25 protein-coding genes are annotated in these 26,101 nt (G+C 49.4%); 18 read left to right on the forward strand and 7 right to left on the reverse strand.

The window, feature by feature from the left end; translation table 11 throughout:
• Window positions 1-30 precede the first annotated feature (30 nt).
• On the reverse strand, window positions 31-2,460 hold the full coding sequence (gene hrpB, locus A7098_RS02785) for an ATP-dependent helicase HrpB (RefSeq protein WP_077699134.1): 2,430 nt from the start codon (window positions 2,458-2,460) through the stop codon (window positions 31-33).
• Between the two features lie 73 nt (window positions 2,461-2,533).
• On the opposite strand from hrpB, the gene thpR reads away from it, so the two are divergent.
• The 15 genes from thpR to panC all read left to right on the forward strand — a co-directional run bounded on the left by thpR (window position 2,534) and on the right by panC (window position 16,915).
• Complete coding sequence (gene thpR, locus A7098_RS02790; RefSeq protein WP_105280293.1) at window positions 2,534-3,064, forward strand: RNA 2',3'-cyclic phosphodiesterase; 531 nt, start codon at window positions 2,534-2,536, stop codon at window positions 3,062-3,064.
• A gap of 14 nt (window positions 3,065-3,078) precedes the next feature.
• Complete coding sequence (gene sfsA / locus A7098_RS02795; protein WP_000672746.1) at window positions 3,079-3,783, forward strand: DNA/RNA nuclease SfsA; 705 nt, start codon at window positions 3,079-3,081, stop codon at window positions 3,781-3,783.
• Between the two features lie 177 nt (window positions 3,784-3,960).
• Window positions 3,961-4,416, forward strand: a complete 456-nt coding sequence (gene dksA / locus A7098_RS02800) for an RNA polymerase-binding protein DksA (RefSeq protein ID WP_001155227.1) — start codon at window positions 3,961-3,963, stop codon at window positions 4,414-4,416.
• A gap of 66 nt (window positions 4,417-4,482) precedes the next feature.
• Window positions 4,483-5,379 (forward strand): tRNA glutamyl-Q(34) synthetase GluQRS, encoded by an 897-nt coding sequence (gene gluQRS / locus A7098_RS02805; protein WP_032224465.1) that lies wholly within the window; start codon window positions 4,483-4,485, stop codon window positions 5,377-5,379.
• A gap of 59 nt (window positions 5,380-5,438) precedes the next feature.
• Window positions 5,439-6,836: a polynucleotide adenylyltransferase PcnB gene (pcnB, locus tag A7098_RS02810; protein WP_204116109.1), complete on the forward strand. Its 1,398-nt coding sequence runs from the start codon at window positions 5,439-5,441 to the stop codon at window positions 6,834-6,836.
• Window positions 6,833-7,312 (forward strand): 2-amino-4-hydroxy-6-hydroxymethyldihydropteridine diphosphokinase, encoded by a 480-nt coding sequence (gene folK / locus A7098_RS02815; protein ID WP_000215154.1) that lies wholly within the window; start codon window positions 6,833-6,835, stop codon window positions 7,310-7,312. The genes pcnB and folK overlap by 4 nt, the downstream gene beginning before the upstream one ends.
• A 605-nt stretch (window positions 7,313-7,917) precedes the next feature.
• Window positions 7,918-8,496: a fimbrial protein gene (locus A7098_RS02820; RefSeq protein WP_105280294.1), complete on the forward strand. Its 579-nt coding sequence runs from the start codon at window positions 7,918-7,920 to the stop codon at window positions 8,494-8,496.
• An 86-nt stretch (window positions 8,497-8,582) separates the two neighbouring features.
• On the forward strand, window positions 8,583-9,311 hold the full coding sequence (locus tag A7098_RS02825) for a fimbrial chaperone (protein ID WP_050427815.1): 729 nt from the start codon (window positions 8,583-8,585) through the stop codon (window positions 9,309-9,311).
• A 47-nt stretch (window positions 9,312-9,358) separates the two neighbouring features.
• Window positions 9,359-11,950: an outer membrane usher protein gene (locus tag A7098_RS02830; protein ID WP_105280314.1), complete on the forward strand. Its 2,592-nt coding sequence runs from the start codon at window positions 9,359-9,361 to the stop codon at window positions 11,948-11,950.
• A gap of 22 nt (window positions 11,951-11,972) precedes the next feature.
• Window positions 11,973-12,533 (forward strand): fimbrial protein, encoded by a 561-nt coding sequence (locus A7098_RS02835; RefSeq protein WP_105280295.1) that lies wholly within the window; start codon window positions 11,973-11,975, stop codon window positions 12,531-12,533.
• Between the two features lie 12 nt (window positions 12,534-12,545).
• A complete protein-coding gene (locus A7098_RS02840) occupies window positions 12,546-13,130 on the forward strand; it encodes a fimbrial protein (protein ID WP_105280296.1) in 585 nt (194 codons plus the stop codon).
• Between the two features lie 31 nt (window positions 13,131-13,161).
• Window positions 13,162-13,740 carry a fimbrial-like protein gene (locus tag A7098_RS02845; protein ID WP_105280297.1) on the forward strand — a complete coding sequence of 193 codons (579 nt, stop codon included), beginning with the start codon at window positions 13,162-13,164 and terminating at the stop codon, window positions 13,738-13,740.
• A 196-nt stretch (window positions 13,741-13,936) separates the two neighbouring features.
• Window positions 13,937-15,148: a fimbrial-like adhesin gene (locus A7098_RS02850; protein ID WP_105280298.1), complete on the forward strand. Its 1,212-nt coding sequence runs from the start codon at window positions 13,937-13,939 to the stop codon at window positions 15,146-15,148.
• A 112-nt stretch (window positions 15,149-15,260) separates the two neighbouring features.
• The gene (gene panB, locus A7098_RS02855) at window positions 15,261-16,052 is read left to right on the forward strand and encodes a 3-methyl-2-oxobutanoate hydroxymethyltransferase (RefSeq protein ID WP_105280299.1); all 792 of its coding nucleotides are present in this window, start codon (window positions 15,261-15,263) and stop codon (window positions 16,050-16,052) included.
• Between the two features lie 11 nt (window positions 16,053-16,063).
• A complete protein-coding gene (panC, locus tag A7098_RS02860; protein ID WP_032224453.1) occupies window positions 16,064-16,915 on the forward strand; it encodes a pantoate--beta-alanine ligase in 852 nt (283 codons plus the stop codon).
• Window positions 16,916-17,009: 94 nt separating this feature from the next.
• On the opposite strand, the gene A7098_RS02865 is transcribed toward panC, so the two are convergent.
• Window positions 17,010-17,924, reverse strand: coding sequence for an Rpn family recombination-promoting nuclease/putative transposase (locus A7098_RS02865; protein ID WP_105280300.1), 915 nt, complete (start codon window positions 17,922-17,924; stop codon window positions 17,010-17,012).
• 273 nt (window positions 17,925-18,197) lie between these two features.
• Here A7098_RS02865 and panD point away from each other — a divergent pair, with 273 nt between their 5' ends.
• Window positions 18,198-18,578 carry an aspartate 1-decarboxylase gene (panD, locus tag A7098_RS02880; protein ID WP_000621508.1) on the forward strand — a complete coding sequence of 127 codons (381 nt, stop codon included), beginning with the start codon at window positions 18,198-18,200 and terminating at the stop codon, window positions 18,576-18,578.
• 3 nt (window positions 18,579-18,581) lie between these two features.
• Here the strand turns inward: panD and A7098_RS02885 are convergent, their stop codons facing one another.
• The 4 genes from A7098_RS02885 to A7098_RS02900 form a co-directional block, all read right to left on the reverse strand.
• Window positions 18,582-19,808 carry a polysaccharide deacetylase family protein gene (locus A7098_RS02885; RefSeq protein WP_105280302.1) on the reverse strand — a complete coding sequence of 409 codons (1,227 nt, stop codon included), beginning with the start codon at window positions 19,806-19,808 and terminating at the stop codon, window positions 18,582-18,584.
• A 56-nt stretch (window positions 19,809-19,864) separates the two neighbouring features.
• Window positions 19,865-20,305 (reverse strand): PTS sugar transporter subunit IIA, encoded by a 441-nt coding sequence (locus A7098_RS02890; RefSeq protein WP_000901973.1) that lies wholly within the window; start codon window positions 20,303-20,305, stop codon window positions 19,865-19,867.
• Between the two features lie 104 nt (window positions 20,306-20,409).
• The gene (locus A7098_RS02895; RefSeq protein WP_000972201.1) at window positions 20,410-21,180 is read right to left on the reverse strand and encodes an ABC transporter permease; all 771 of its coding nucleotides are present in this window, start codon (window positions 21,178-21,180) and stop codon (window positions 20,410-20,412) included.
• Window positions 21,177-22,103 (reverse strand): ABC transporter ATP-binding protein, encoded by a 927-nt coding sequence (locus tag A7098_RS02900; RefSeq protein WP_000150637.1) that lies wholly within the window; start codon window positions 22,101-22,103, stop codon window positions 21,177-21,179. The genes A7098_RS02895 and A7098_RS02900 overlap by 4 nt, the downstream gene beginning before the upstream one ends.
• 108 nt (window positions 22,104-22,211) lie before the next feature.
• On the opposite strand from A7098_RS02900, the gene can reads away from it, so the two are divergent.
• Window positions 22,212-22,874: a carbonate dehydratase gene (can, locus tag A7098_RS02905; protein WP_000651596.1), complete on the forward strand. Its 663-nt coding sequence runs from the start codon at window positions 22,212-22,214 to the stop codon at window positions 22,872-22,874.
• 40 nt (window positions 22,875-22,914) lie between these two features.
• Here the strand turns inward: can and hpt are convergent, their stop codons facing one another.
• Complete coding sequence (hpt, locus tag A7098_RS02910; RefSeq protein WP_000683335.1) at window positions 22,915-23,451, reverse strand: hypoxanthine phosphoribosyltransferase; 537 nt, start codon at window positions 23,449-23,451, stop codon at window positions 22,915-22,917.
• 205 nt (window positions 23,452-23,656) lie between these two features.
• Between hpt and gcd the strand changes: the two genes are divergently transcribed.
• Window positions 23,657-26,047, forward strand: a complete 2,391-nt coding sequence (gene gcd / locus A7098_RS02915) for a quinoprotein glucose dehydrogenase (protein ID WP_105280303.1) — start codon at window positions 23,657-23,659, stop codon at window positions 26,045-26,047.
• The last annotated feature ends 54 nt before the right edge of the window (window positions 26,048-26,101 follow it).

The following is a 26,101-nucleotide window of genomic DNA, read 5'->3' on the forward strand; positions in this document are numbered from 1 at the left end:
ATAGGGGCGAGGGGACTGCCCATACCCGTTTTACGAATACTTTTTCGTCCGGCGCGTCGGCGCGGTGTTGGCGGGGTCGTCCGGCCAGACATGTTTGGGATAACGCCCTTTCATCTCTTTTTGCACTTCGCGATACGCCCCCTGCCAGAAGGCGCTTAAATCACGCGTGATTTGCAGCGGCCTTTGGGCGGGTGAAAGCAACTCCAGCACCAGCGGCACGCGCCCCTGGGCGATCGTCGGATTGGTGGCCTCGCCAAACATCTCCTGCATTCTCACCGCCAGCGCGGGCGGGTTATCTTCATGATAACGAATGGCGATCCGGCTTCCCGTCGGCACAGTGTAATGCGCAGGAAGTTCACTATCCAGCCGTTGCTGCATTCCCCAATCAAGTAACCCGCGCAGCGCCTGGTAAATATCGAGTGATTTCAGGCCACGCAGTGAATGTACACCGCTCATATGTGGCAACAACCACGCTTCCAGCGTCGCCAGCAAATTTGCCTCATCAACCGCTGGCCAGTCATATTCCGGTAGCCACTTCGCAGCACACAGCAAACGCAAACGTAGCTGTTCCGCTTCCGGTGTCCAGTTAAGTACACTGAGACCTTTATCGCGAATACCGTTGAGCATTGCATGATGTAATTCATCTTCCGACGGTTTCGCCAGCGGCTGTACTTTTACTGTGAGCTGACCAATCTGCAATCGACGCCAGGCTTTTAGTGTGCCTTGCACATCGTCCCATTCAACGGTATCAGACTGCCGTAACAGCTGCGGACAACGCTGTATTAACTCATCGATATCGACCGGTAGCGCCAGTAAAATTCGCGCATCCGGCGAGGCGCTGCCCTGCAATAATAACGGTGCGACCAGCCATTCATAGCGGCTTAAGGCATCATCGGTGTCCAGCATCGCTCCCATGCCGTTCGCCAGCTGATAGCGCCCTTCTTGCCCACGACGACGAGCAATGCGATCGGCAAACGCCTCAGCAAGTAACGGCGCGATAAGCGAACTGTCTGCCTCGCCGCCACGCACATTTAAGCGTTTTAATAGCTGTTGACTGCGTTGCTGCCAGGCCGGTTGATTGCGCGAAAACGCCACACCCAGATCGCTATTCCCCATCCGTGGTGGCTCTTCGAGAATGGCAGCAATTTTTGCGGCGGTTGCGGCTTCGTCGTCGCTCTTCGCGCTCACCAGCATTGCCGCTAAACGTGGATCGTTACCCAGTGTCGCCATTTTTTGCCCTTGCGCACTAAGCCGTTCGCCGTCCAGTGCCCCCAGCATCCCTAACAGGCGTTTCGCGGCCTGTAGATTCACCGCTGGCGGTTGATCAAGCCAACTCATCTGCGCCGGATCGCTGCATCCCCATTGCAGTAATTCCATCAGCAAACCGGAGAGATCGCTTTGTAAGATCTCCGGTTCACTTTGCGCGGCAGCGCGTTCTGCTTGTTCTTTGGCGATTAAATGCAGACAGATACCCGGTTCCAGACGCCCGGCACGCCCGGCGCGTTGCGTCATTGATGCCTGACTAACGCGTTGAGTAATCAATCGAGTAAGCCCCGTGCGCGGATCAAAGCGCGCTACACGCTCCTGGGCACAATCCACCACCAGGCGAATACCTTCGATGGTTAAACTGGTTTCAGCGATATTGGTTGCCAGCACCACTTTACGCATTCCTTGCGGTGCCGGAAGGATCGCTTTTCGCTGATCGTTCAGCGACAACGCGCCATACAGCGGGCAGAGCAACACATCACTGCCGATGCGCGAAGACAGTTGTTCCTGAACGCGCTGAATTTCTCCGACGCCGGGTAAAAATAAGAGTAATGATCCGCTTTCCTGACGCAGCAATTCGGCGGTAGCAACCGCGACAGCCTCGTCAAAGCGTTGATGTGTGGACAACGGCAAATAGCGACGTTCTACTGGATACGAACGTCCTTCGGAAACAATAACCGGCGCTTGCGGCAGCATTTGTTGCAAACGATCGTTATCCAGCGTGGCCGACATAATGAGCAGTTTTAAGTCATCGCGCAGCCCTTGTTGCACGTCCAGCAATAGTGCCAGCGCCAAATCCGCCTGCAAGCTACGCTCGTGAAATTCATCGAGGATCACCATACCGACGCCGCTCAGCTCTGGGTCGCGTTGGATCATGCGCGTCAGCACGCCTTCCGTAACCACTTCCAGTCGGGTATTCGGCCCCACGCAGTTTTGCGCACGCATCCGGTAGCCAACCGTGTCACCAGGCTTTTCGTTAAGCAGCTCCGCCAGTCGTTGCGCAACATTACGTGCCGCCAGACGCCGAGGCTCCAGCAGGATAATTTTTCCGTTAATGCCTGGATGCGCCAGCAGTTGCAGCGGCAACCAGGTCGATTTCCCGGCTCCGGTCGGCGCGCTTAATAACACCTGCGGTGCGGTATCGAGAGCAGCAAGTAATTCAGGTAAGACGGCAGCAACGGGCAACGACGACACAAAACGCTCCTGAGGGTTAACATTCTTCGCGCCACATTGTAGCATCGCGGTAATTCATAACCGAGTACCTCACATGTCTGAACCGCAACGGCTGTTCTTTGCCATCGACTTACCCGCAGAAATTCGCGAGCAGATTATCCACTGGCGCGCCGCACAATTTCCGCCTGAAGCCGGGCGTCCGGTTGCCGCCGAAAATTTGCATCTGACGCTGGCGTTTTTAGGCGAAGTGAGCGCAGAGAAAGAGAAGGCGCTTTCTCTTTTAGCCGGACGGATTCGTCAACCGGGATTCACTCTGACGCTTGATGACGCCGGTCAGTGGCTGCGTTCGCGCGTGGTGTGGTTAGGGATGCGTCAGCCACCGCGCGGCTTAATCCAGTTAGCAAATATGCTCCGTTCGCAGGCCGCCCGCAGTGGTTGTTTTCAAAGCAATCGACCGTTTCATCCGCATATCACCTTATTGCGCGACGCCAGCGAGGCGGTGACAATCCCGCCGCCAGGTTTTAACTGGTCATATACGGTGACGGAGTTCACTCTTTACGCCTCCTCGTTTGCCCGTAGGCGCACACGCTACACGCCGCTAAAACGCTGGACACTGACGCAATAACAAGGGTTGTCACAATGAAATTTTCACCCCCTCTACAACGCGCCACGCTGGTTCAGCGTTATAAACGCTTTTTAGCTGATGTGATCACACCCGATGGTCGCGAATTAACGCTACACTGCCCTAATACTGGTGCGATGACCGGTTGTGCAACGCCTGGCGATACCGTCTGGTATTCCACTTCCGACAACACAAAACGGAAATATCCGCACACCTGGGAATTGACCCAAAGCCAAAGCGGTGCATTTATTTGCGTCAATACACTTTGGGCAAACAGATTGACGAAAGAGGCTATCCTCAATGGGGATATTTCGGAACTGTCAGGCTATAGCTCGCTGAAAAGCGAAGTAAAATACGGCGCCGAGCGCAGTCGTATTGACTTCATGTTACAGGCGAGGTTTCGACCTGACTGCTATATTGAAGTGAAATCGGTTACGTTAGCGGAAAATGAACAGGGATACTTTCCCGATGCAGTCACTGAACGAGGTCAGAAACATCTTCGGGAGTTGATGAGCGTAGCAGCTGAAGGTCAGCGTGCAGTGATTTTTTTTGCCGTGCTGCATTCAGCCATTACACGGTTTTCACCCGCGCGCCACATCGATGAGAAATACGCGCAACTATTGTCAGAGGCTCAACAAAAGGGGGTGGAAATTCTGGCTTATAAAGCGGAACTTTCTGCTGAAGGCATGGCTCTTAAAAAATCACTGCCGGTTACATTGTAGTAAAGTAAGTAACTGGTTAATTTACATTCTGGTCGCGTGCGCAAATACGCTTTTCCTCACACAGTTGTCAAGTGTTACGTTTAGATAATTGCTATCCGGAAAAGCATCTGCTATTTATAGCGGCCTCATTTTTCCCCCGAACATGGGGATCGATAGTGCGTGTTAAGGAGAAGCAACATGCAAGAAGGGCAAAACCGTAAAACATCGTCCCTGAGTATTCTCGCCATCGCTGGGGTGGAACCATATCAGGAGAAGCCGGGCGAAGAGTATATGAATGAAGCCCAGCTGGCGCACTTCCGTCGTATTCTGGAAGCATGGCGTAATCAACTCAGGGATGAAGTCGATCGCACCGTTACACATATGCAGGATGAAGCAGCCAACTTCCCGGATCCGGTAGACCGTGCAGCCCAGGAAGAAGAGTTCAGCCTCGAACTGCGTAACCGCGATCGCGAGCGTAAGCTGATCAAAAAGATCGAGAAGACGCTGAAAAAAGTGGAAGACGAAGATTTCGGCTACTGCGAATCCTGCGGTGTTGAAATTGGTATTCGTCGTCTGGAAGCGCGCCCGACAGCCGATCTGTGCATCGACTGCAAAACGCTGGCTGAAATTCGCGAAAAACAGATGGCTGGCTAATTACAGCCGTTCCATCACGTTTACCACAGGCGGGAAATTCTCCCGCCTTATTTTTTGTTCAACGAGATGACAGACATTCACTATATTGGTCGCTTCGCCCCCTCTCCTTCCGGCGAGCTTCATTTTGGCTCTCTGATTGCCGCGCTTGGCAGCTATCTACAGGCACGCGCCCGGCAAGGCCGCTGGCTGGTACGTATTGAAGATATCGATCCACCTCGTGAAGTTCCCGGTGCCGCAGAGACTATCCTGCGCCAGCTGGAACATTACGGTCTGCACTGGGACGGCGATGTTCTCTGGCAATCGCAACGTCATGACGCCTATCGCGAAGCACTCGCCTGGTTACGTGAGCAAGGGCTAAGTTATTACTGCACCTGTACGCGTGCGCGTATTCACAGCATTGGCGGTATTTACGACGGTCATTGCCGTGAATTACATCATGGTTCAGAAAACGCCGCAGTACGCATCCGCCAGCAGCATCCGGTCACCCAGTTTACCGATCAGTTGCGCGGTATTATTCACGCCGACGAAAAACTGGCGCGGGAAGATTTTATTATTCATCGCCGTGATGGTTTGTTCGCCTATAACCTGGCGGTGGTGGTTGACGATCACTTCCAGGGCGTGAGCGAAATTGTCCGTGGCGCAGATTTGATCGAACCGACGGTGCGACAAATCTCGCTGTACCAGCTTTTTGACTGGCAAGTGCCAGATTACATTCATTTGCCGCTGGCACTTAACGCACAAGGCGCTAAACTTTCCAAGCAGAATCATGCGCCTGCGTTACCGAAAGGCGATCCGCGCCCGGTGTTAATCGCCGCGCTTCAATTTTTGGGTCAGCAGACAGAAACACACTGGCAGGATTTCAGCGTCGAGCAAATCCTTCAGTCAGCCGTCAAAAACTGGACGCTGACCGCCGTGCCTGAGTCGGCAATTGTAAATTCAACATTCTCAAATGCGTCATGCTGAGCTATGATTAGCCGCTATTTTTTTGTCCTGAATGATGTTTGACACTACCGAGGTGTACTATTTTTACCCGAGTCGCTAATTTTTGCCGCAAGGTGCTAAGCCGCGAGGAAAGCGAAGCTGAACAGGCTGCCGCCCGTCCCCAGGTAACGGTGATCCCGCGTGAGCAACATGCTATCTCCCGCAAAGATATCAGTGAAAATGCCCTGAAGGTAATGTACAGGCTCAATAAAGCGGGATACGAAGCCTGGCTGGTTGGCGGCGGCGTGCGCGACCTGTTACTTGGCAAAAAGCCGAAAGATTTTGACGTGACCACCAACGCTACGCCTGAGCAGGTGCGTAAACTATTCCGTAACTGCCGCCTGGTGGGTCGCCGTTTCCGTCTTGCTCACGTGATGTTTGGCCCGGAGATTATCGAAGTCGCAACCTTCCGTGGACACCACGAAGGTAACGTCAGCGACCGCACAACCTCCCAACGCGGGCAAAACGGCATGTTGCTACGCGACAACATTTTCGGTTCCATCGAAGAAGACGCCCAGCGCCGCGATTTCACTATCAACAGCCTGTATTACAGCGTCGCGGATTTTACCGTTCGCGATTACGTTGGCGGCATGAAGGATCTGAAAGACGGCGTTATCCGTCTGATTGGTAATCCGGAAACGCGCTACCGTGAAGATCCGGTACGGATGCTGCGCGCGGTACGTTTTGCTGCAAAACTGGGGATGCGCATCAGCCCAGAAACCGCAGAACCGATCCCCCGCCTCGCTACCTTATTGAACGATATTCCTCCGGCACGCCTGTTTGAAGAGTCTCTTAAACTGCTACAAGCGGGATACGGTTACGAAACCTATAAACTGCTGTGTGAATATCATCTGTTCCAGCCGCTGTTCCCGACCATTACCCGTTACTTCACGGAAAATGGCGACAGTCCGATGGAGCGCATTATTGAGCAGGTACTGAAGAATACCGACACGCGTATCCATAACGATATGCGTGTGAACCCGGCGTTCTTGTTTGCCGCCATGTTCTGGTATCCGCTGCTGGAGACGGCACAGAAGATCGCTCAGGAGAGTGGCCTGACCTATCACGACGCTTTCGCACTGGCGATGAACGATGTGCTGGACGAAGCCTGCCGTTCACTGGCGATCCCGAAACGTCTTACTACCTTAACGCGCGACATCTGGCAGCTACAGTTGCGTATGTCTCGTCGTCAGGGTAAACGTGCGTGGAAGCTGCTGGAGCATCCTAAGTTCCGTGCGGCTTACGACCTGTTGGCCTTGCGAGCTGAAGTTGAGCGTAACGCTGAACTGCAACGTCTGGTGAAATGGTGGGGAGAGTTCCAGGTTTCCGCGCCGCCGGATCAAAAAGGGATGCTTAACGAACTGGACGAGGAACCGTCAACGCGTCGTCGTACTCGTCGCCCACGCAAACGCGCGCCGCGTCGTGAGGGCACCGCATGACAGTGGCGTATATTGCCATAGGCAGCAATCTGGCCTCTCCACTGGAGCAGGTCAATGCTGCCGTGAAAGCAATCGGTGATATCCCTGAAAGCTGCATTCTTGCCGTTTCTTCGTTTTACCGCACCCCACCGCTGGGGCCGCAGGATCAACCTGATTACCTCAACGCCGCCGTGGCGCTGGAAACCGCACTCGCGCCCGAAGAGTTACTCAATCACACACAGCGTATTGAATTGCAGCAAGGTCGCGTCCGTAAAGCCGAACGCTGGGGGCCGCGCACGCTCGATTTAGACATTATGTTGTTTGGCAATCAGGTGATTAACACCGAGCGCCTGACCGTTCCGCACTACGATATGAAAAATCGTGGATTTATGCTGTGGCCGCTGTTTGAGATTGCGCCGGAATTAATTTTCCCTGATGGAGAGACATTGCAAAGTTTATTAACGAGCAATGCTTCTTGTCCCTTACCACGCTGGTAATCACCCTCCCCTTTCTAATTATTCAAGCTAGTATGCGTAGTGAAATACGCATCAGTAATCTGGTTCTTGCCTCTGATATGCCAGTCATAATCTTTATGGTTAAAATTCCTTTCTTCTTTTAGATAATTAAGATCAAAAAAAAGTGAGATCCCCCCAAGAAAGGCACAAATGGGCAAAAAAAACACATGAAAATTAACGTACATATTAATAATATTAAACTTTATATTAAGATAATCTAATATGTAAATACAGAAAAACTAATGCATACAAAATGACACACTAAAATATATATATAATAAAAATGATACACCACAATCAATCACAAGAAAAATAATAAAATTAAAAAAATCAATAAGTTACCAATCAAGCCACCCTTATAAACACTCTTATACTCACCTAACCGCTTGCTCTAAAATAAATAGCTATTCAAATGATGAATGCAAGTGAAGGTAAATCAATAAATCACCCCAAATCATTCACACCATCAATTTTTATTTTCATCCTTATATTGCTAGTCTTTGCCGCGCTTATTTTTGGAAGACGTAGAATAACAATAAACTAATATTTGTTATTGATTCGTCTATCTTTTTTTATGGAGAATTTTAATGAACAAAAAGCTACTTGCCATCGTATTAGCAGTATCTTCCCTTTCAGCTGGTTCAGTAATGGCTGATGTTGACGGTGGTCAGTTGAATATCGGTGGTTTTGTTACCGCTGGTACTTGTGTAACGACAATAAATGGTGGCGGTAAAGACGTTACGGTTATGCTACAAACTGCACAAATTGCTGATGTCCCGGCAATGAGCAAAACGGCTGCTGGTGGCTTCCCGGAAGATATTAATATTAAAGTTGACTGTGCAACAGGTAATGCAACTGCTCAAAACGCAGTCATGAGTTTCAGTTCTATGTACAATAACTCTAACCAGGGTACTTTGAGTAATGACGGCTCGGTCCAGGACCCGGCTGGTAATGTCGATATTGCTCTGCACCATGTAAATAATACTGGCGCACTGAATCTGGTCGAAGTGAATAACCCGAGCAACCAGATCACTGAAGCATTCGACGCCACCACTCATGTTGCGAACTTCCATTTAAAAGCATCTTATGTGAAGTCTGATGCTAATGCCACCGTAACCTCTGGTCATGTGAAAACTAACAGCACCTATACCTTAACTTACAATTAATTTTTATTGGAGTTGAATTAATTGTATTAAGAGGCTGTGCTTGCAGCCTCTTATTTATGATTTTGCGTTTTTCAAGGAGAGAAGAGATGCAGATTTATCAGAAAATTATTCCGTTATTACTTGCAAGTACTTTATCTGTTTTCGCATCAGTTGCGCAGGCTGATATTGTCATTAACGGAACACGTGTTATTTATAAAGAAAAAGACAAGAATGTCACTATGCGCCTGGAAAATAAAGGCTCGCGCCCATTACTGGTCCAGTCATGGCTGGATACGGGTGACGATAATGCCGATCCGGCGACCATTAAAGTTCCGTTTAACGCTACCCCCCCGGTTTCACGCATCGACCCGAAACGCGGTCAGACAGTGACAATCACCTATACGAATAGCCAGACGTTACCAAAAGATCGCGAAAGTGTCTTTTGGTTTAATGTGCTGGAAGTACCGCCTAAAGTAAAAGATAAAGAAGCTGAAAATAAAAATCTTCTGCAACTGGCTTTCCGTACGCGCATTAAATTATTTTACCGACCGGAGGGGTTAAGTGGTGATTCGTTTACGGCGCCATCCCAATTAAAATGGCAATGGAGCGGTAATAAAATCAAAGTAACTAACCCTACTCCATACTATGTCTCATTTTCAGCCGTTGATGTTGTATCAGGCACAAAGTCTTATGTTGTAAATACTTCTATGATAGCTCCAAATAGCAATAGCGATTTTAGTGTGCAAGGACTACAAACATCTATAGGCGGCGCAAAATTACGCTATTCAGCAATTAGTGATTATGGCAGTGAAATTAAAGGTGAAAGCAATCTTTAAACCTGATTTTATTGATGAATTTTTTGCGATGCGAGTATAAAAAAAAGATGGCTCATTGTAAATTAACAAGGATCGCTATTATCTTCTCCTGCATTTATGCCCAAAGCACAAATGCAACAGAGACGATTGAGTACGACCCAAGCTTTCTCATGGGCTCTTCCGCCAGAGGAATAGACTTATCGCGCTATTCTGATGGCAACCCGGCAATGCCTGGAAATTATGACGTAAAGGTTTACGTCAATAATATTTCCGCCAGCAGCCTGAACATCGAAATGATTGATGTGGGCAAGAGAAACGCCGAAGCCTGTATTTCGCGAAAAATACTGAGTCAGCTTCATATAAAACAACCTGATCTCCGGGACGGAGAAGCAGTATTACAAAAACGCAATGAAAGCGCAGATGATTGCCTTGATATCGCAAAAGCTATTCCACAGTCACAGGTTTATTTCGATACTAACGATCAAAAACTGGAACTGACAGTTCCGCAAGTCTGGATCATGCGTAATTACCAGGGCTATGTTGATCCTTCACTATGGGAGGATGGTATAAATGCAGCCATGCTCTCCTATCGTATGAATGCCTGGCGCAACACGCAGCATAACGACGAAAACCAGACTTTTTATACCGCCTTCAATACCGGTATTAACCTCGGAAACTGGCATCTGAGAAGCAACGGTAACTACAGTTGGCAGCAGGATATTGGCAGCAATCTGGATTTCCAGAACAGCTATCTTCAGCGTGAACTGCCATTTATTCGCTCACAATTAGTGGTCGGGGAAACCTATACAACCGGGGAAACTTTCGACTCCGTTAGTATAAAAGGGGTACGCCTGTATAGCGACGACCGCATGTTGCCACCGTCAATGACCGGATTTGCGCCTGTTATCCGTGGTGTTGCTAACAGCAACGCTAAGGTTACCGTAACACAAGGCGGCTACAAAATTTATGAAGGCACCGTTCCTCCGGGTGAGTTCGCCATCGACGATATTTCCCCTTCCGGCTACGGCAACGACCTGTTAGTCACTATCGAGGAAGCAGATGGTTCGCGTCGCACTTTCTCTCAGCCTTTCTCGTCCGTTATTCAGATGCTGCGCCCTGGCGTGGGTCGCTGGGATATCAGCGGTGGGCAGATTGATCGTGACGATCTTCGCGATGATTACAATCTTCTACAAGGTACATGGTATTACGGCATTAACAACACCTTTACGGGCTACACCGGTATTCAACTCACCGATGCTGACTACCAGGCCTTCCTGTTAGGGGTCGGGGTAAACACCTCAATTGGCGCCGTGTCGTTTGATGTGACGCAATCTCAGGCCAGGATATATGAGGACAAGACCTACACAGGGCAGAGCTACCGTGTTTCATGGAACAAAATGTTTAATGAGACCAATACGTCTTTAAATCTTGCCGCTTATCGCTACTCCACCAGCAACTACCTGGGGCTCAATGACGCACTGAATCTACAGGATGATGCCAAACATCTACCCGCCAACGAACAGCAGACGATGAACACTTACCAGCGTCTGCGCAACCAGTTTACGATCAGCCTCAACCAACCGTTAAAATTCAAAGAGATAGATTATGGTTCTTTTTATCTGAACGGTAGCTGGACAGATTACTGGGGCGGAAGTAGCAGCCGGAGCTACTACTCAATGGGCTACAGCAAAGGGACAGATTGGGGCTCCTGGAGTGCTTCCATTCAGCGTACCTGGAATGAAGATGGCGAGCAGGATGATAGTTTCTATCTGAGCGTCAGCCTTCCTATCGAAAAATTGTTTGGTAGTAAACGACGTGAAAGCGGCTTCCAGTACGTTGACGCACGAATGAACACCGACTTTAACGGCAGCCACGCTTTCAGCGCCAGCACCAACGGTGCCAGCGGTGATGGTAAATACAGCTACAGCGTGAGTACTGATTACAGCATCAATAAAAACAGTACCGATCTGGCTGATATCGGGGGCTACATAAGTTACGAATCTCCCTGGGGAACGTTGTCTGCTTCCGCAAGCGCAGATACTGACAGTAACCGTCAGATGTCATTAAGCACTGACGGCGGTTTTGTTCTGCATCAGGGGGGGATTACGTTTTCTGGCGACAGCTTCAGCGACAGCGATACATTGGTTCTGGTAAAAGCCCCTGGCGCTGCAGGCGCACGAATAAACTATGGTAACAATACGATCGATCGCTGGGGATATGGCATCGCCTCATCCGCATCGCCTTACAAGGAAAATAACATCAGCCTGGATATTGAAGGGCTGGAAAACGATGTCGAGCTAAAAAGTACCAGTTCCCGCACCGTACCGCGCTACGGTGCTATCACACTGACCAACTTTGAAACTGACCAGGGGCGCTCAGCAATGGTCACCCTACACCGCAATGATGGCCAGCCATTGCCGTTTGCCGCAGATGTCACCGATGAACAAGGCAATGTCCTTGGTTATATCGGCCAGGGTAACCGGGCCTTTATCAGAGGTATAGAAGATAAAGGGGTATTGCGGGTGAACTGGTTCGATGAGAACAGACAAGCTCAGCATTGCCTTGCTCATTATCAGGTTCCGATGACAGCTACTGAAGAAAGTGGCAACCGGTCCCTGTTGTTGGATAACGTACTGTGTACGGTATCTGTGACTCGCTAAATCCGCAAATTTTGGAAAAGCTATGAGACGGAAAAGTATTCCCTTTGCTTTAGGCGCACTTATGCTAACCGCTCAGGTGTTCGCTGTTGATGTCGATGTAAAGTTCATCGCCACAATCGTACAGCCAACCTGTGATATGTCAGTGATCCCCTATGGCGGTTCAAACATCAGTAATGCAGGAACGAACGCCTATAAGCTAACTATTCCCGATATTCGTCTCGATCAATTGCGTGCTAAAGGTGCCGAGAGCCAGGCAAACTTTACATTGAAGCCTGCTAACTGTAATGGGCTTGCAGGATTGAAAACGACAATAAAAGCGGAAAAAACATCTACCGAACAACCCGTGTTAGCAATACCGTCTTCAGCCACTGGCAAGGCCTCAAACATTGGCGTTGCTTTCCGCCGCCAATCATCATCGGACGATGTCTACTTTGGCTTAAATAATAACACCACCATTGTATGGACGGCCGATGAAATGAGTAAAGGATTAAACTTAAGCGCAGCCATGCGTGAAGTTACGCCAAATACTGGCACGATCGGTCCATTTGATGCCAAAGTCACGTTTAATTTCACCTATGAGTAACGGGGTAATCTAATGAAAAGAGTAAAATTAGCCTGGTGTATCGCGAGTGTTTTGACCTGCGCTACTCTTGGTATCAACCCGGTGTACGCGACCGTCGACGCATTAGATTTGACTATTGTTACCAATATCACTGCCGGGACCTGTAAAGTTGAGTTGCAGGACACCGGTAGTGCAAAGATTGACACCGTCAATTTCCAGAACGTCTATATTCCCGAAGTGATCAGCAAAGCAAAAGTGCAAAAATTCCAGTTGGCATTTAGCGGCTGTGATGGTCTGCCACAGAATCAGGCGGTATTTACCCTAAGCCCAGGCAATGGCGCAGCTTGTGATGGCAACGGCAACGGGAAAGCATTTGCTAACGCAGCATCGACCAACAAAGCGGAAGCGGTAGCCGTCGAAGTTTGGGACTCTGCGACACCAGACAGTGGTAAGCAAATTGAGTGTAAAGCTAAAAACTCGACCACTGTGACCATGACGAATAATGCCAAAGTGTTTCCGCTTAGCGCACGGTTGGTACGCGACAGTGGCAAAGCAGATACTGACATCAGAGCCGGTGATTTTAACACCCCTGCGGTGTTTAACATCACTTACCAGTAAATTTTGACGTAGCCAGTGCAAAAGTGATGTTATGAAAAGACATAATTTATTTGCCGCTTTAACGATAAACATAGCCTTGATGAGTTCCGCTGCCTATGCGGAGCTTAATGTTGATTTTAATGCTAAAGTTCTCAGTTCAACTTGCAAAATGGAAATCGACAATAACGGTATCATTAATTTAGCCACTGTAGGGCTGGATTATTTCGCCAACAACACGACAGCTGAACAATATTATACGGGCGGCAAAAACTTCTCCATTCTGTTATCTGGCTGTTCCGGTACAGCATTAACCGGAACAAAACAGTTACATTTGGACTTTAAACCCAAGACGGGCTCTTTTGCACCTGGCTCATCGCAGATATTCCCAAACGAGGACATCAACGGAGCCAGTAATGTCGGGATAGTCATTTTTTCAGTTAATGACAGTAATAATAAGTTTAATGTCTGGTCTCCTGCAGGAGTTTCCCGGTCTGTATACACCATCGACGCTGATAAAATGAATAACTCCCGCTGGAATTTTTATACCAGAATGCAAAAAGTCAATAACGCTACAAGCGTTGGTAGTGGCAAAGTGACAACCAGCGTACTGGTCGATGCTTGGTACGAATAACCAGCGTAAGGAAATGGAAAACTCAGGATGGAACCTATAATTTTAACACAATTAGAAATTCTCAATGAGCAGGTGCAATTGGTAAGCACAATTTCACTATCGCCTGGACGAACACCCCAGGTTAGCTATGTCAGCTATTCTTTAGTAAGACAATTTATTATGCACTCATACAACAAACATATTTAAAGGAGTGAATATGAGAACAGCTTCACATATTATTTTTTTTAGTATTCTTTTTTTGTTTAGCTCTGTTTGTTGCGCAAAAATTGATTTTATCGTTGGCGCGAGTGCAACTCCACCTGACAGAGATGGTCGTGTAAATTTTATGTATCCCGGAAATAATAGTCTGGTGTTTTATCGCCCGACAACGTTGGGTCCTACTGGGGTACAATTATACTGGGAGGGTCAGGATACAGCTTCTAATGGCACTCTTTATTGCACAGCACATAAGAGCGCCTCAGGTGGCCCGATGACGATCAGAAATGCAATGGTCGACTCTGGACTCTCTTATGGAGGACATAAATTATTCAAAACATCCGTTACCGGACTTTATTACACATTAAAGATTTCAGCTATATGGTCAGCTTATGAAACAAGAGCAGATGTTTCTGAAATATATATCGGGGATACAGATGCGCAAAAATTTCACTTTGTGTTCCATGACGCCGACATGGAAAGAAGATGTAAAGACATGGATAATAGTTATCCACAATTTTGGGGGTTAGGGGGAATATTTCAAACTTTTACCGTTGAATTTTATACAGATGCCACATTTGCACCTACAGCAACCCAAAATATCACATTACTGAGCACAAGTGATTATATTTATCGTTTTAAAGCCGAAGACGCCGGCTCAGCGATCCAGGGATACAGCGGACCTATCTATATCAACTTTAATTTAAGTAATGTAAAACTATCGCTTCCTACGTGTTTTTCTTCAGTTGTAACAGGAGATACCGTCCAGAACTCAACTGTCGCATTGGGGAGCTACGAAATCAGTCAAATTAAAAATGGCGCAACGCCTGTGCCTTTTCAGATAACATTGCAAAACTGTATTCGAGTACAAAATATTGAAACCAAAATGACCTCTGCAAAAATAGGACAACAGAATAAAAAGTTACTCGCCAATACTTTACAAGGTAACGGTGCAGCAGAGGGCGTCGGCGTACTTATTGAAGGTTTAAAAAACAGTGTTAATGAAAAAATGGTTCTTGAACCTAACGTAGGAACATCTGTTTATAAATCCTATGAAAGCGAGATTGATTCATCAGGGGGGATTTACCCCGGAAATGGTCAGGGTACAACACAGCCCCTTGAATTTCAGGCGACATTGCAACAAGACGGGAACAGTACGATAAAAGCTGGCGATTTCGAAGCCACCGGCAGATTCCAGATTACCTACCCTTGACAAGCCAAACACATCGTCAGGCAACTGACGATGTGACCCACTAAAACGATTGCCCCCCTTAATACGACTGATAGAATGCCAACAGATCTGACATTAGCCATCAGGACACGTTATGAAACCAACTACCATTTCCCTGCTGCAAAAATGTAAACAGGAAAAAAAACGCTTCGCCACCATCACTGCTTACGACTATAGCTTTGCAAAATTGTTTGCCGACGAAGGAATTAACGTCATGCTGGTGGGGGATTCCCTTGGAATGACGGTTCAGGGCCATGACTCCACCCTCCCTGTCACTGTGGAAGATATCGCCTACCACACTGCCGCCGTTCGTCGCGGTGCGCCAAACTGTCTGCTGCTGGCTGACCTGCCATTTATGGCTTATGCCACTCCTGAACAAGCATTTGAAAACGCCGCAACTGTCATGCGCGCGGGTGCGAATATGGTCAAAATCGAAGGCGGTGCCTGGCTGGTGGAAACGGTACAAATGCTGACCGAACGCGCAGTTCCTGTTTGTGGACATTTGGGCTTAACGCCACAGTCGGTGAATATTTTCGGCGGTTATAAAGTGCAAGGGCGCGGCGATGCAGGCGACCGTTTACTTAATGACGCTTTAGCCTTAGAAGCTGCGGGTGCGCAACTATTAGTACTGGAATGCGTACCGGTTGAGCTGGCAAAACGTATTACCGAGGCGCTGGCAATTCCGGTTATCGGTATTGGCGCGGGGAATGTTACCGATGGGCAAATCCTCGTGATGCACGATGCATTCGGCATTACCGGCGGCCACATCCCTAAATTTGCCAAAAATTTCCTTGCCGAAGCGAGCGACATCCGCGCTGCTGTACGGCAGTATATGGCTGAAGTGGAGTCCGGCGCTTATCCGGGCGAAGAACACAGTTTCCATTAAGGAGTCACGTTGTGTTAATTATCGAAACTCTGCCGCTGCTGCGTCAGCAAATCCGCCGCCTGCGTATGGAAGGCAAGCGTGTGGCGCTGGTGCCTACCATGGGTAACCTGCACGATGGTCATATGAAGCTGGTCGATGAAGCGAAAGCCCGCGCCGATGTGGTCGTCGTCAGTATTTTCGTTAACCCGATGCAGTTCGATCGCCCGGAAGATCTGGCTCGCTATCCACGCACCTTGCAGGAAGACTGCGAGAAGCTGAATAAACGTAAAGTGGATCTGGTTTTCGCTCCATCAGTAAAAGAGATCTACCCGAACGGTACAGAAACCCACACCTATGTTGATGTTCCCGGTCTTTCCACCATGCTGGAAGGTGCCAGCCGCCCAGGGCATTTCCGTGGCGTTTCGACCATCGTTAGCAAGTTGTTCAACCTTGTCCAGCCGGACATCGCCTGCTTCGGTGAAAAAGATTTTCAGCAACTGGCGCTGATCCGCAAAATGGTTGCCGATATGGGCTTTGATATTGAGATTGTCGGTGTGCCAATTATGCGCGCGAAAGACGGCCTGGCGCTCAGTTCCCGTAATGGTTATCTGACGGCAGAACAACGCAAAATTGCGCCCGGTCTGTACAAGGTTTTAAGTTCGATTGCCGACAAATTGCAGGCTGGAGAGCGGGATCTCGATGAAATTATTGCCATTGCCGGGCAAGAACTGAATGAAAAAGGTTTCCGCGCCGATGATATTCAGATTCGTGATGCTGACACGTTGCTGGAAGTCACTGAAAACAGTAAACGCGCCGTGATTCTGGTAGCCGCCTGGCTTGGCGACGCTCGCCTGATCGACAATAAAATAGTCGAACTGGCGTAATACTTAACTGGCGCTACGGCTGATGGCGCCAGTTATTCATTTGCCCACGTCATGGCGATGACGTCTGTAAGCGATTATTCATATCGCAGGCAATTTAGTTAGAGTTAATTAGCTTATCAATCTCGGCAAGAGGTAAATTTGCCATATCTGCAACGTCTTCCCGAGACATTCCTTTACTCAGAAGACGATGGGCCATCTTCTCAATTCCCTGCTGAATCCCCTTCTCAATTCCCTGCTGAATCCCCTTCTCAATTCCCTTCTCTTCAAACCACTGCGCCAACGTCATCATAGACTCCCCTCCCGATTCCCTGTCTCTCACCACACCGTAAAACAAATCCGCTTGTTCAGTATGACCGCGTTGCAGCATATAGTTTTGCATGGCAACTAACTGACTTCCGCTAGTGTACCCTTCGTCAATCAGCGTGACCAGTTGCTCCAGCAATAACATTAAATCCCGTTGGCGAATATGTTTTTGCAGCAGTTCGAGAATCGCAATCCGCCGATGCTGCATGATCTCGTCATCCGGCGTGATAGTGATATCCACCAGCGGGAAAGGGTTGTTGTAGACGCGTCGCGCCAGTTCCGGTGAGTAAAACATATCAAACCAGCACATTGAGAGCGGGTAAGGCGTGGCCTCGCCCTGATAAAACAGAATCGGCACCACCAGCGGCAGCTTATCGTGGTCAGCCTCCAGATGTCGGTGCATGGCGGCAATAGAGTAGCGCATCATGCGAAAGGCCATTTTTTTGTCCGGCTTGCTTTGATGTTCAATCACGACATACAGATAGCCGGGATTACCCAGCATTTGCACGGAATAGAGCACGTCGGTGCTGTGCCCTTTCAGGCTTTCTTCGATGAAACTCCCCGACTCCAGATGCAGCGTGTTGAGATCGCAGATCTCACGCAATTCCTCAGGCAGGTGTATGTCGAGGAAGTCGCGAGCGGTATCCGCATGCATTAAAAATTGTTTAAACACCGCGTCATGCGGCGTGGTACTTGGTGCGTCCATCTTACCTGCCTTCCGTGTTGTCTTGCGTGAAGGCAGTATCCAGTCAAGGCGCGCAGCCGTCAGCCGCCTCTTTATTGTTTACCGAGCAGCGTTCAGAGAAATTTCAATTGGTTACAGGCGTTACATGGCACACTTCGGCGCGGTACGCAAACTGCTGATGCAAATGCCGTCAGATGAGTAGACACTAAACAAAAATCGGGCAATACTGCGTGAGAATTTTCTCAAAGCAGGCTCCGCCTGCTTCGTTAACGACAGGGTAGAAAGGTAGAAGTTATGATTCGCACGATGCTGCAGGGCAAACTCCACCGCGTGAAAGTGACTCATGCGGACCTGCACTATGAAGGTTCTTGCGCCATTGACCAGGATTTTCTTGACGCAGCCGGTATTCTCGAAAACGAAGCCATTGATATCTGGAATGTCACCAACGGCAAGCGTTTCTCCACCTACGCCATTGCGGCAGAGCGCGGTTCGAGAATTATTTCTGTCAACGGCGCGGCGGCTCACTGCGCCAGCGTCGGCGATATTGTCATCATCGCCAGCTTCGTCACTATGCCAGATGCCGAAGCCCGTACCTGGCGCCCCAACGTTGCCTACTTTGAAGGCGACAACGAAATGAAACGTACCGCGAAAGCGATCCCGGTTCAGGTTGCCTGATAATCATCCCTGCGGCTGGTTACTCACCAGCCGCGACATCGTCTCCAGCGAATCCGTTCTTAAGATATAAAGCCGTTTTAGCAACAAGGGATTATCCCCCGGTTTTACTTTACCTTTCATGGTCGTCACCGCCAGATGAAACCCGGCATCATTTGCCGCTTTAACCGCTTTGTCATTAAATCCGCCAAACGGATAAGAAAGATACAATACATGCGGATTAAATTGCGTCAGCGCCCGACGTGAACGTTCAAAATCAAACAAAATATTATGCTCACTGCGGCTAAGTAATATGGGTCGGCGATAACCATCAACCCGATGTAAAAAATGGGTATGTGACTGGAAATCAAAAACATCGCTGACATCATGCAGTTCAGAAATACTCATAAACTGTAACGACTGTGGATTCCATTTTTGTGGATGGCGTTTAATACGCGAGGTAATAATAAATGCCGTCGCCTTCATACCGTATTGTTTCAGAATGGGGTATGCATAACGACTCACCGATTTCAAACCATCATCAAATGTCAACACAACCGCGCGAGCGGGGAGATTCATCGAATTACGCAGATATCCTTCCAGTTGATACAAGGTCAACGTGGTATATCCCCTGTCACGCAACCAGGTCATCTGGTTATTGAATGCACGTACCGACGTTGTGGTCGACGTATGGCGAAAACGAGTATTCTCTTCATCGCGTAAAATATGATGGTAGGTCAATACAGGAATACCGTTATCCTGCTGCGCATCCAGCGCGCTGATATAGGCCAGACGTTCGCCAATACGAATTTGATACCAGGTTTGATTCAGGCGATCTTTCAATTTACTGATAATGGGATAACGCAAGTTATCGGCCAGCACGCCAAATGGCGCACTGCCTGCATCGGGCGCGTTATATACCGGCGTATCTTTCCAGGTAATAAGATTTTGGTTGCTCAGTGGTTTATTCAGATCACCCAGACCATCTTCAACTTTTTGCCGCCCTTGTACAGGTTCAAGATGACCTTTATCAATATACCCCGTAGCAAAACAAAAATTGAATTCATAATAATCGGCTGTGGTTGGGATGACCGAAATAATCTGCCCGGCACGAATGTTACCGACGGTTACCGTGTTGTCGCCAATTTTTCCCCAGATAGTCGCATCCTGAGTGGTTTGCATATAACGCGTGGGAAGTGCTGCGCTGACAGCAGATGAAACCAGCAGCACCAGGAAAATTATCTTTTTAATCATGAGGAAACTACCAGGCGAGAAACAACGCAGTTAGTGTAGCAAAATCAGAATGCGATTTAATACTCGAACCAATTGTGCTTGAGGACAAAAGGGGGATTCTTTTGTTGCTGATGCCAGAGGCTACTGACTTCAGGTGCTCCTGATGCCACGATATGCTCTCGAAATGCCGCACTGGACATTGTCTCCCGACAGGGGAGCATCTGCTCAATTAACGGTAACGTCACCCCAGAAATGACTTCACAACGAGAATGCTTGTGGCTTAATAACGACGCAACACGATAAGGTGCAGCGCCTGCTATATCGGTTAAAAAAATCACCCCATCGCCAGAATCAGTTTCATGCAGAGCATCGCACATCATGCGGCTAAGCATATTTGAACTTAACCCGCGCCAGAAATTCACTGCCCGGCACTGGATAAGTGCACCATGTTTTTTTTCCAGCGCATCCAGTATCTCTTGCGCCCTATCGTCGTGACAGGTAATGACCCAACCTAACATTGCTTTCCTCCTTAGCCGAAAATCAGTCTACCCTGACCATTGTTGATAAAGGGTGATAGCCGTCAAAACTCCCCTCCCCCGTATCCGGAGGAGAGGAGAGCGACTTAGCTACGCAAGCCGCGCCCACGCTGGATCAGCGACCAGCAGATCAGATAAAACGCAATAATAAAAACAACCAGCACGCCAAAAGTCGTGACCAGCGGCACATCATTAATGCCGAGGAAGCCGTAGCGGAATCCACTGATCATATAAACGATTGGGTTCAGGTGCGACAGTCCCTGCCAGAACGGCGGCAGCAAAGTCAGGGAGTAAAAGACCCCGCCCAAATACGTGAGTGGCGTTAATACAAAGGTTGGCACCAGACTGATGTCATCGAACGTTTTGGCAAACACACCGTTCAGCAAACCCGCAAGGGAGAACAACACCGCCGTGAGCACCAGTGTTAAGGCAACGAATACCCACGAATGCACCTGAAACGGCACAAAGAACAGCGAAATCGCCGTCACCAGAATGCCAACAAACAGCCCACGCGCCACGCCGCCGCCGACATATCCGGCGATAATCACGTGCGTTGGAACCGGAGCGACCAGCAACTCTTCAATATTACGCTGGAACTTGGCACCAAAAAATGATGATGCAACGTTGGCGTAGGCATTGGTGATCACCGACATCATGATCAGCCCCGGCACGATGAACTGCATATAGCTGAAGCCATGCATATCACCAATGCGCGAACCAATCAGGTTGCCGAAGATAATAAAGTAAAGGGTCATGGTGATGACCGGCGGCACCAGCGTCTGCACCCAGATACGCATAAAGCGATGAATTTCTTTCGCCCAGATGCTTTTTAACGCCACCCAGTAAAGATGCATCATGCGCGATCTCCTTGTTTTTCATTAACCAGTGAAACAAACAGCTCTTCCAGACGGTTGGCTTTGTTACGCATACTTAATACCTGAATGCCCTGCTCGCTTAACTGCGTAAACACACTGTTGATCCCCTGCTCGCGCAGCACTTCAACTTCAAGCGTGGCGGTATCGACCAGTCGATACTGATAACCATCGAGCTTCGGCAACGGGCTTTTCGGTGCGAGATCGAGAATAAAGGTTTCCGATTTCAGCTTCGCCAGCAGCGCCTTCATCGAGGTATTTTCCACCAGCTCACCGTGTTGAATAATGCCGATATTGCGGCACAGCATTTCTGCTTCTTCCAGGTAGTGCGTGGTGAGAATGATGGTGGTGCCTTTGTCGTTTAAATCCTTCAAAAAGCCCCACATTGAGCGGCGAAGTTCAATATCCACGCCTGCGGTCGGTTCGTCGAGAATCAGTAGTTTAGGTTCATGCATTAACGCACGGGCAATCATTAAACGGCGCTTCATCCCGCCAGATAACATACGCGCACGTTCGTTGCGTTTTCCCCATAGATCGAGTTGTTTAAGATATTTTTCGCTGCGGATGTACGCTTCTTTGCGCTCCACGCCGTAGTACCCTGCCTGATTCACCACAATTTGCTGCACGGTTTCAAACGGGTTGAAGTTAAATTCCTGCGGCACCAGCCCCAACTGGCGTTTGGCATTAACGACATCTTTTTCAAGATCGTAACCAAATACGCTGACGCGCCCGGAGGTCTTATTTACCAGCGAGCTGATAATACCGATAGTGGTCGATTTCCCGGCCCCATTCGGCCCCAGAAGCGCATAAAAATCACCCGCCTCGACCTGCAAATCTATTCCACGAAGCGCCTGAACGCCGCCTGGATAGGTTTTTTTAAGCTGTTGAAGTTCCAGTGCAATGGTCATAAATTTTTACTTACCTTACGTTCTTACACTTTATCTGTGGTTTAAATCGTCCCGGAGTTGCCCTATATTAGCCAAACGTAATTATTTGGTTACAGGTCGTTAACCTCCATGAAAGACATAGATACACTCATCAGCAATAATGCACTATGGTCAAAAATGCTGGTGGAAGAGGATCCCGGGTTTTTTGAGAAACTGGCACAAGCGCAAAAACCGCGCTTTCTATGGATTGGATGTTCCGACAGTCGCGTTCCTGCTGAACGTTTAACCGGTCTTGAGCCGGGCGAACTCTTTGTTCACCGTAATGTTGCTAACCTGGTCATTCACACCGATCTAAACTGCCTCTCCGTGGTTCAGTATGCAGTGGATGTTCTCGAAGTTGAACATATTATTATCTGTGGCCACTATGGTTGCGGCGGCGTGCAAGCTGCTGTTGAAAACCCGGAACTGGGGCTTATCAACAACTGGCTGCTGCACATCCGCGATATCTGGTTCAAACATAGCTCATTGCTCGGCGAAATGCCGCCAGAGCGTCGTCTGGATACCCTGTGCGAACTGAACGTAATGGAACAGGTATATAACCTGGGTCACTCCACCATTATGCAATCAGCGTGGAAACGCGGGCAGAAAGTCACCATTCACGGCTGGGCTTACGGCATTCACGACGGCTTATTGCGTGACCTGGATGTCACAGCCACCAACCGCGAAACCCTGGAGCAACGTTACCGTCACGGGATTTCCAACCTCAAGCTGAAGCACATCAATCACAAATAAATTCGCCATGCCGGATGCAACACATCCGGCAAATCCGCACTTATTCGTCCAGCAGAATCACTTTGCCGATATACGGCAGATGGCGGTAACGCTGTGCGTAATCAATGCCGTAACCCACCACAAACTCATCCGGGATCGAGAAACCGATAAATTCTACCGGCACGTTCACTTCACGGCGGGACGGTTTATCCAGCAGCGTACAAATCGCCAGCGACTTCGGTTCGCGCAGGCTTAAGATTTCACGCACTTTCGACAGTGTATTACCGGAGTCGATGATATCTTCAACAATCAGCACGTCCTTGCCACGGATATCTTCATCCAGATCTTTGAGGATTTTCACATCACGGGTGGTGGACATGCCGCTACCGTAGCTGGAGGCGGTCATAAAGTCGACTTCATGAGATACCTGAACTTCACGGCACAGGTCCGCCATAAACATAAATGAGCCACGCAGCAGGCCTACCAGCACCATATCGCTGCCGCTGTCTTTGTAACGCTCAGTAATCTGACGACCCAGTTCGGCGATACGCGCTTTAATCTCCGCTTCGGGGATCATTACTTCTACAGTATGTTTCATATCTCTAACCATATGATTTAAAAACAAATCACTTCGCACGGGCTAGCTTCGGCACCGCAGCAAAGCGCAAGACACGCAGTATACCAGTAAAACTATTCATTGGCGGAATCTGTTAATAAAGCTCAAATTGTGATGACGATCACACATGTTAAAACCTATAATTAATTGCTACTAAAATATTAATGAATTGAAATGGTGTCTCTTTATGGCAATTAACAATACCGGCTCGCGACGATTACTCGTCACGCTAACAGCCCTTTTTGCAGCTCTTTGCGGGCTGTATCTTCTCATTGGCGGAGGCTGGCTGGTCGCGATTGGCGGCTCCTGGTACTACCCTATTGCAGGCCTTGTGATGCTCGGCGTCGCCTGGATGCTGTGGCGCAGTAAACGCGCCGCGCTTTGGCTATACGCGGCTCTGCTGCTCGGCACTATGATTTGGGGCGTCTGGGAAGTCGGTTTCGACTTCTGGGCGCTGACTCCGCGCAGCGACATTCTGGTCTTCTTCGGCATCTGGCTGATCCTGCCGTTTGTCTGGCGTCGCCTGGTCATTCCTGCCAGCGGCGCAGTTGCCGCACTGGTGGTCGCACTGCTGATTAGTGGCGGAATCCTCACCTGGGCCGGATTTAACGATCCGCAGGAAATCAACGGCACCTTAAGCGCCGATGCCACGCCAGCAGAAGCCATCTCCCCCGTTGCCGATCAGGACTGGCCTGCCTATGGCCGCAATCAGGAAGGCCAACGCTTTTCGCCTCTGAAGCAAATTAACGCCGATAACGTCCACAACCTGAAAGAAGCCTGGGTATTTCGCACGGGTGATGTGAAACAGCCGAACGATCCGGGCGAAATCACCAATGAAGTGACGCCAATTAAAGTGGGCGACACCCTTTACCTGTGTACCGCTCACCAGCGACTGTTTGCGCTTGATGCCGCCAGCGGCAAAGAGAAATGGCATTACGATCCTGAGCTGAAAACCAACGAGTCTTTCCAGCACGTAACCTGCCGTGGCGTCTCTTATCATGAAGCCAAAGCAGAAACGGCTTCGCCGGAAGTGATGGCGGATTGCCCGCGACGTATCATTCTTCCGGTCAATGATGGTCGACTGATTGCGATTAACGCCGAAAACGGCAAGCTGTGCGAAACCTTCGCCAATAAAGGCGTGCTCAATCTGCAAAGCAATATGCCGGACACCAAACCGGGTCTGTATGAACCGACTTCGCCACCGATTATTACCGATAAAACCATCGTGATGGCCGGTTCGGTCACCGATAACTTCTCAACCCGCGAAACGTCTGGCGTGATCCGTGGTTTTGATGTCAACACCGGGAAGCTGCTGTGGGCCTTTGATCCGGGCGCGAAAGATCCGAACGCGATCCCGTCTGACGAACACACCTTTACCTTTAACTCGCCAAACTCGTGGGCACCTGCGGCCTATGACGCGAAGCTGGATCTGGTGTATCTGCCGATGGGCGTGACCACACCAGATATCTGGGGCGGTAACCGCACACCGGAACAGGAACGTTATGCCAGCTCGATTCTGGCGCTGAATGCCACTACCGGGAAACTGGCGTGGAGTTACCAGACCGTTCACCATGACCTGTGGGATATGGATCTTCCGGCACAGCCGACGCTGGCGGATATCACCGTTAATGGTCAAAAGGTTCCGGTCATTTACGCTCCGGCGAAAACCGGCAACATTTTTGTGCTCGATCGTCGTAATGGTGAACTGGTGGTTCCTGCCCCGGAAAAACCAGTGCCACAAGGCGCAGCGAAAGGCGATTACGTTACCCCTACTCAACCGTTCTCTGAGCTGAGCTTCCGTCCGACAAAAGATCTAAGCGGTGCGGATATGTGGGGTGCCACCATGTTTGACCAACTGGTGTGCCGCGTGATGTTCCACCAGATGCGCTATGAAGGCATTTTCACCCCGCCATCTGAACAGGGTACGCTGGTCTTCCCCGGTAACCTGGGGATGTTCGAATGGGGCGGGATTTCCGTTGATCCGAATCGTGAAGTGGCGATTGCCAACCCAATGGCGCTGCCGTTTGTTTCGAAACTGATCCCGCGTGGTCCTGGCAACCCGATGGAGCAACCGAAAGATGCCAAAGGCACGGGTACGGAATCCGGCATTCAGCCGCAGTACGGTGTACCGTATGGTGTCACGCTCAACCCGTTCCTTTCGCCGTTTGGTCTGCCATGTAAACAACCAGCATGGGGTTACATCTCGGCACTGGATCTGAAAACCAATGAAGTGGTGTGGAAGAAACGTATTGGTACGCCGCAGGACAGTATGCCGTTCCCGATGCCCGTTCCGGTGCCGTTTAATATGGGTATGCCGATGCTCGGCGGACCAATCTCCACGGCGGGTAACGTGCTGTTTATTGCCGCTACGGCAGATAACTACCTGCGCGCTTACAACATGAGCAACGGTGAAAAACTGTGGCAGGGTCGTCTACCAGCGGGCGGTCAGGCAACACCGATGACCTATGAAGTGAATGGTAAGCAGTATGTGGTGATCTCCGCAGGCGGTCACGGTTCATTTGGTACGAAGATGGGCGACTATATTGTGGCTTATGCGCTGCCGGATGATGTGAAGTAAGATTCGCTCAGATTACTGACAAAGTGCGCTTTGTTCATGCCGGATGCGGCGTAA

The organism is Escherichia sp. MOD1-EC7011, from assembly GCF_002965005.1.
GTDB classification, from domain to species: Bacteria; Pseudomonadota; Gammaproteobacteria; order Enterobacterales; family Enterobacteriaceae; genus Escherichia; species Escherichia ruysiae.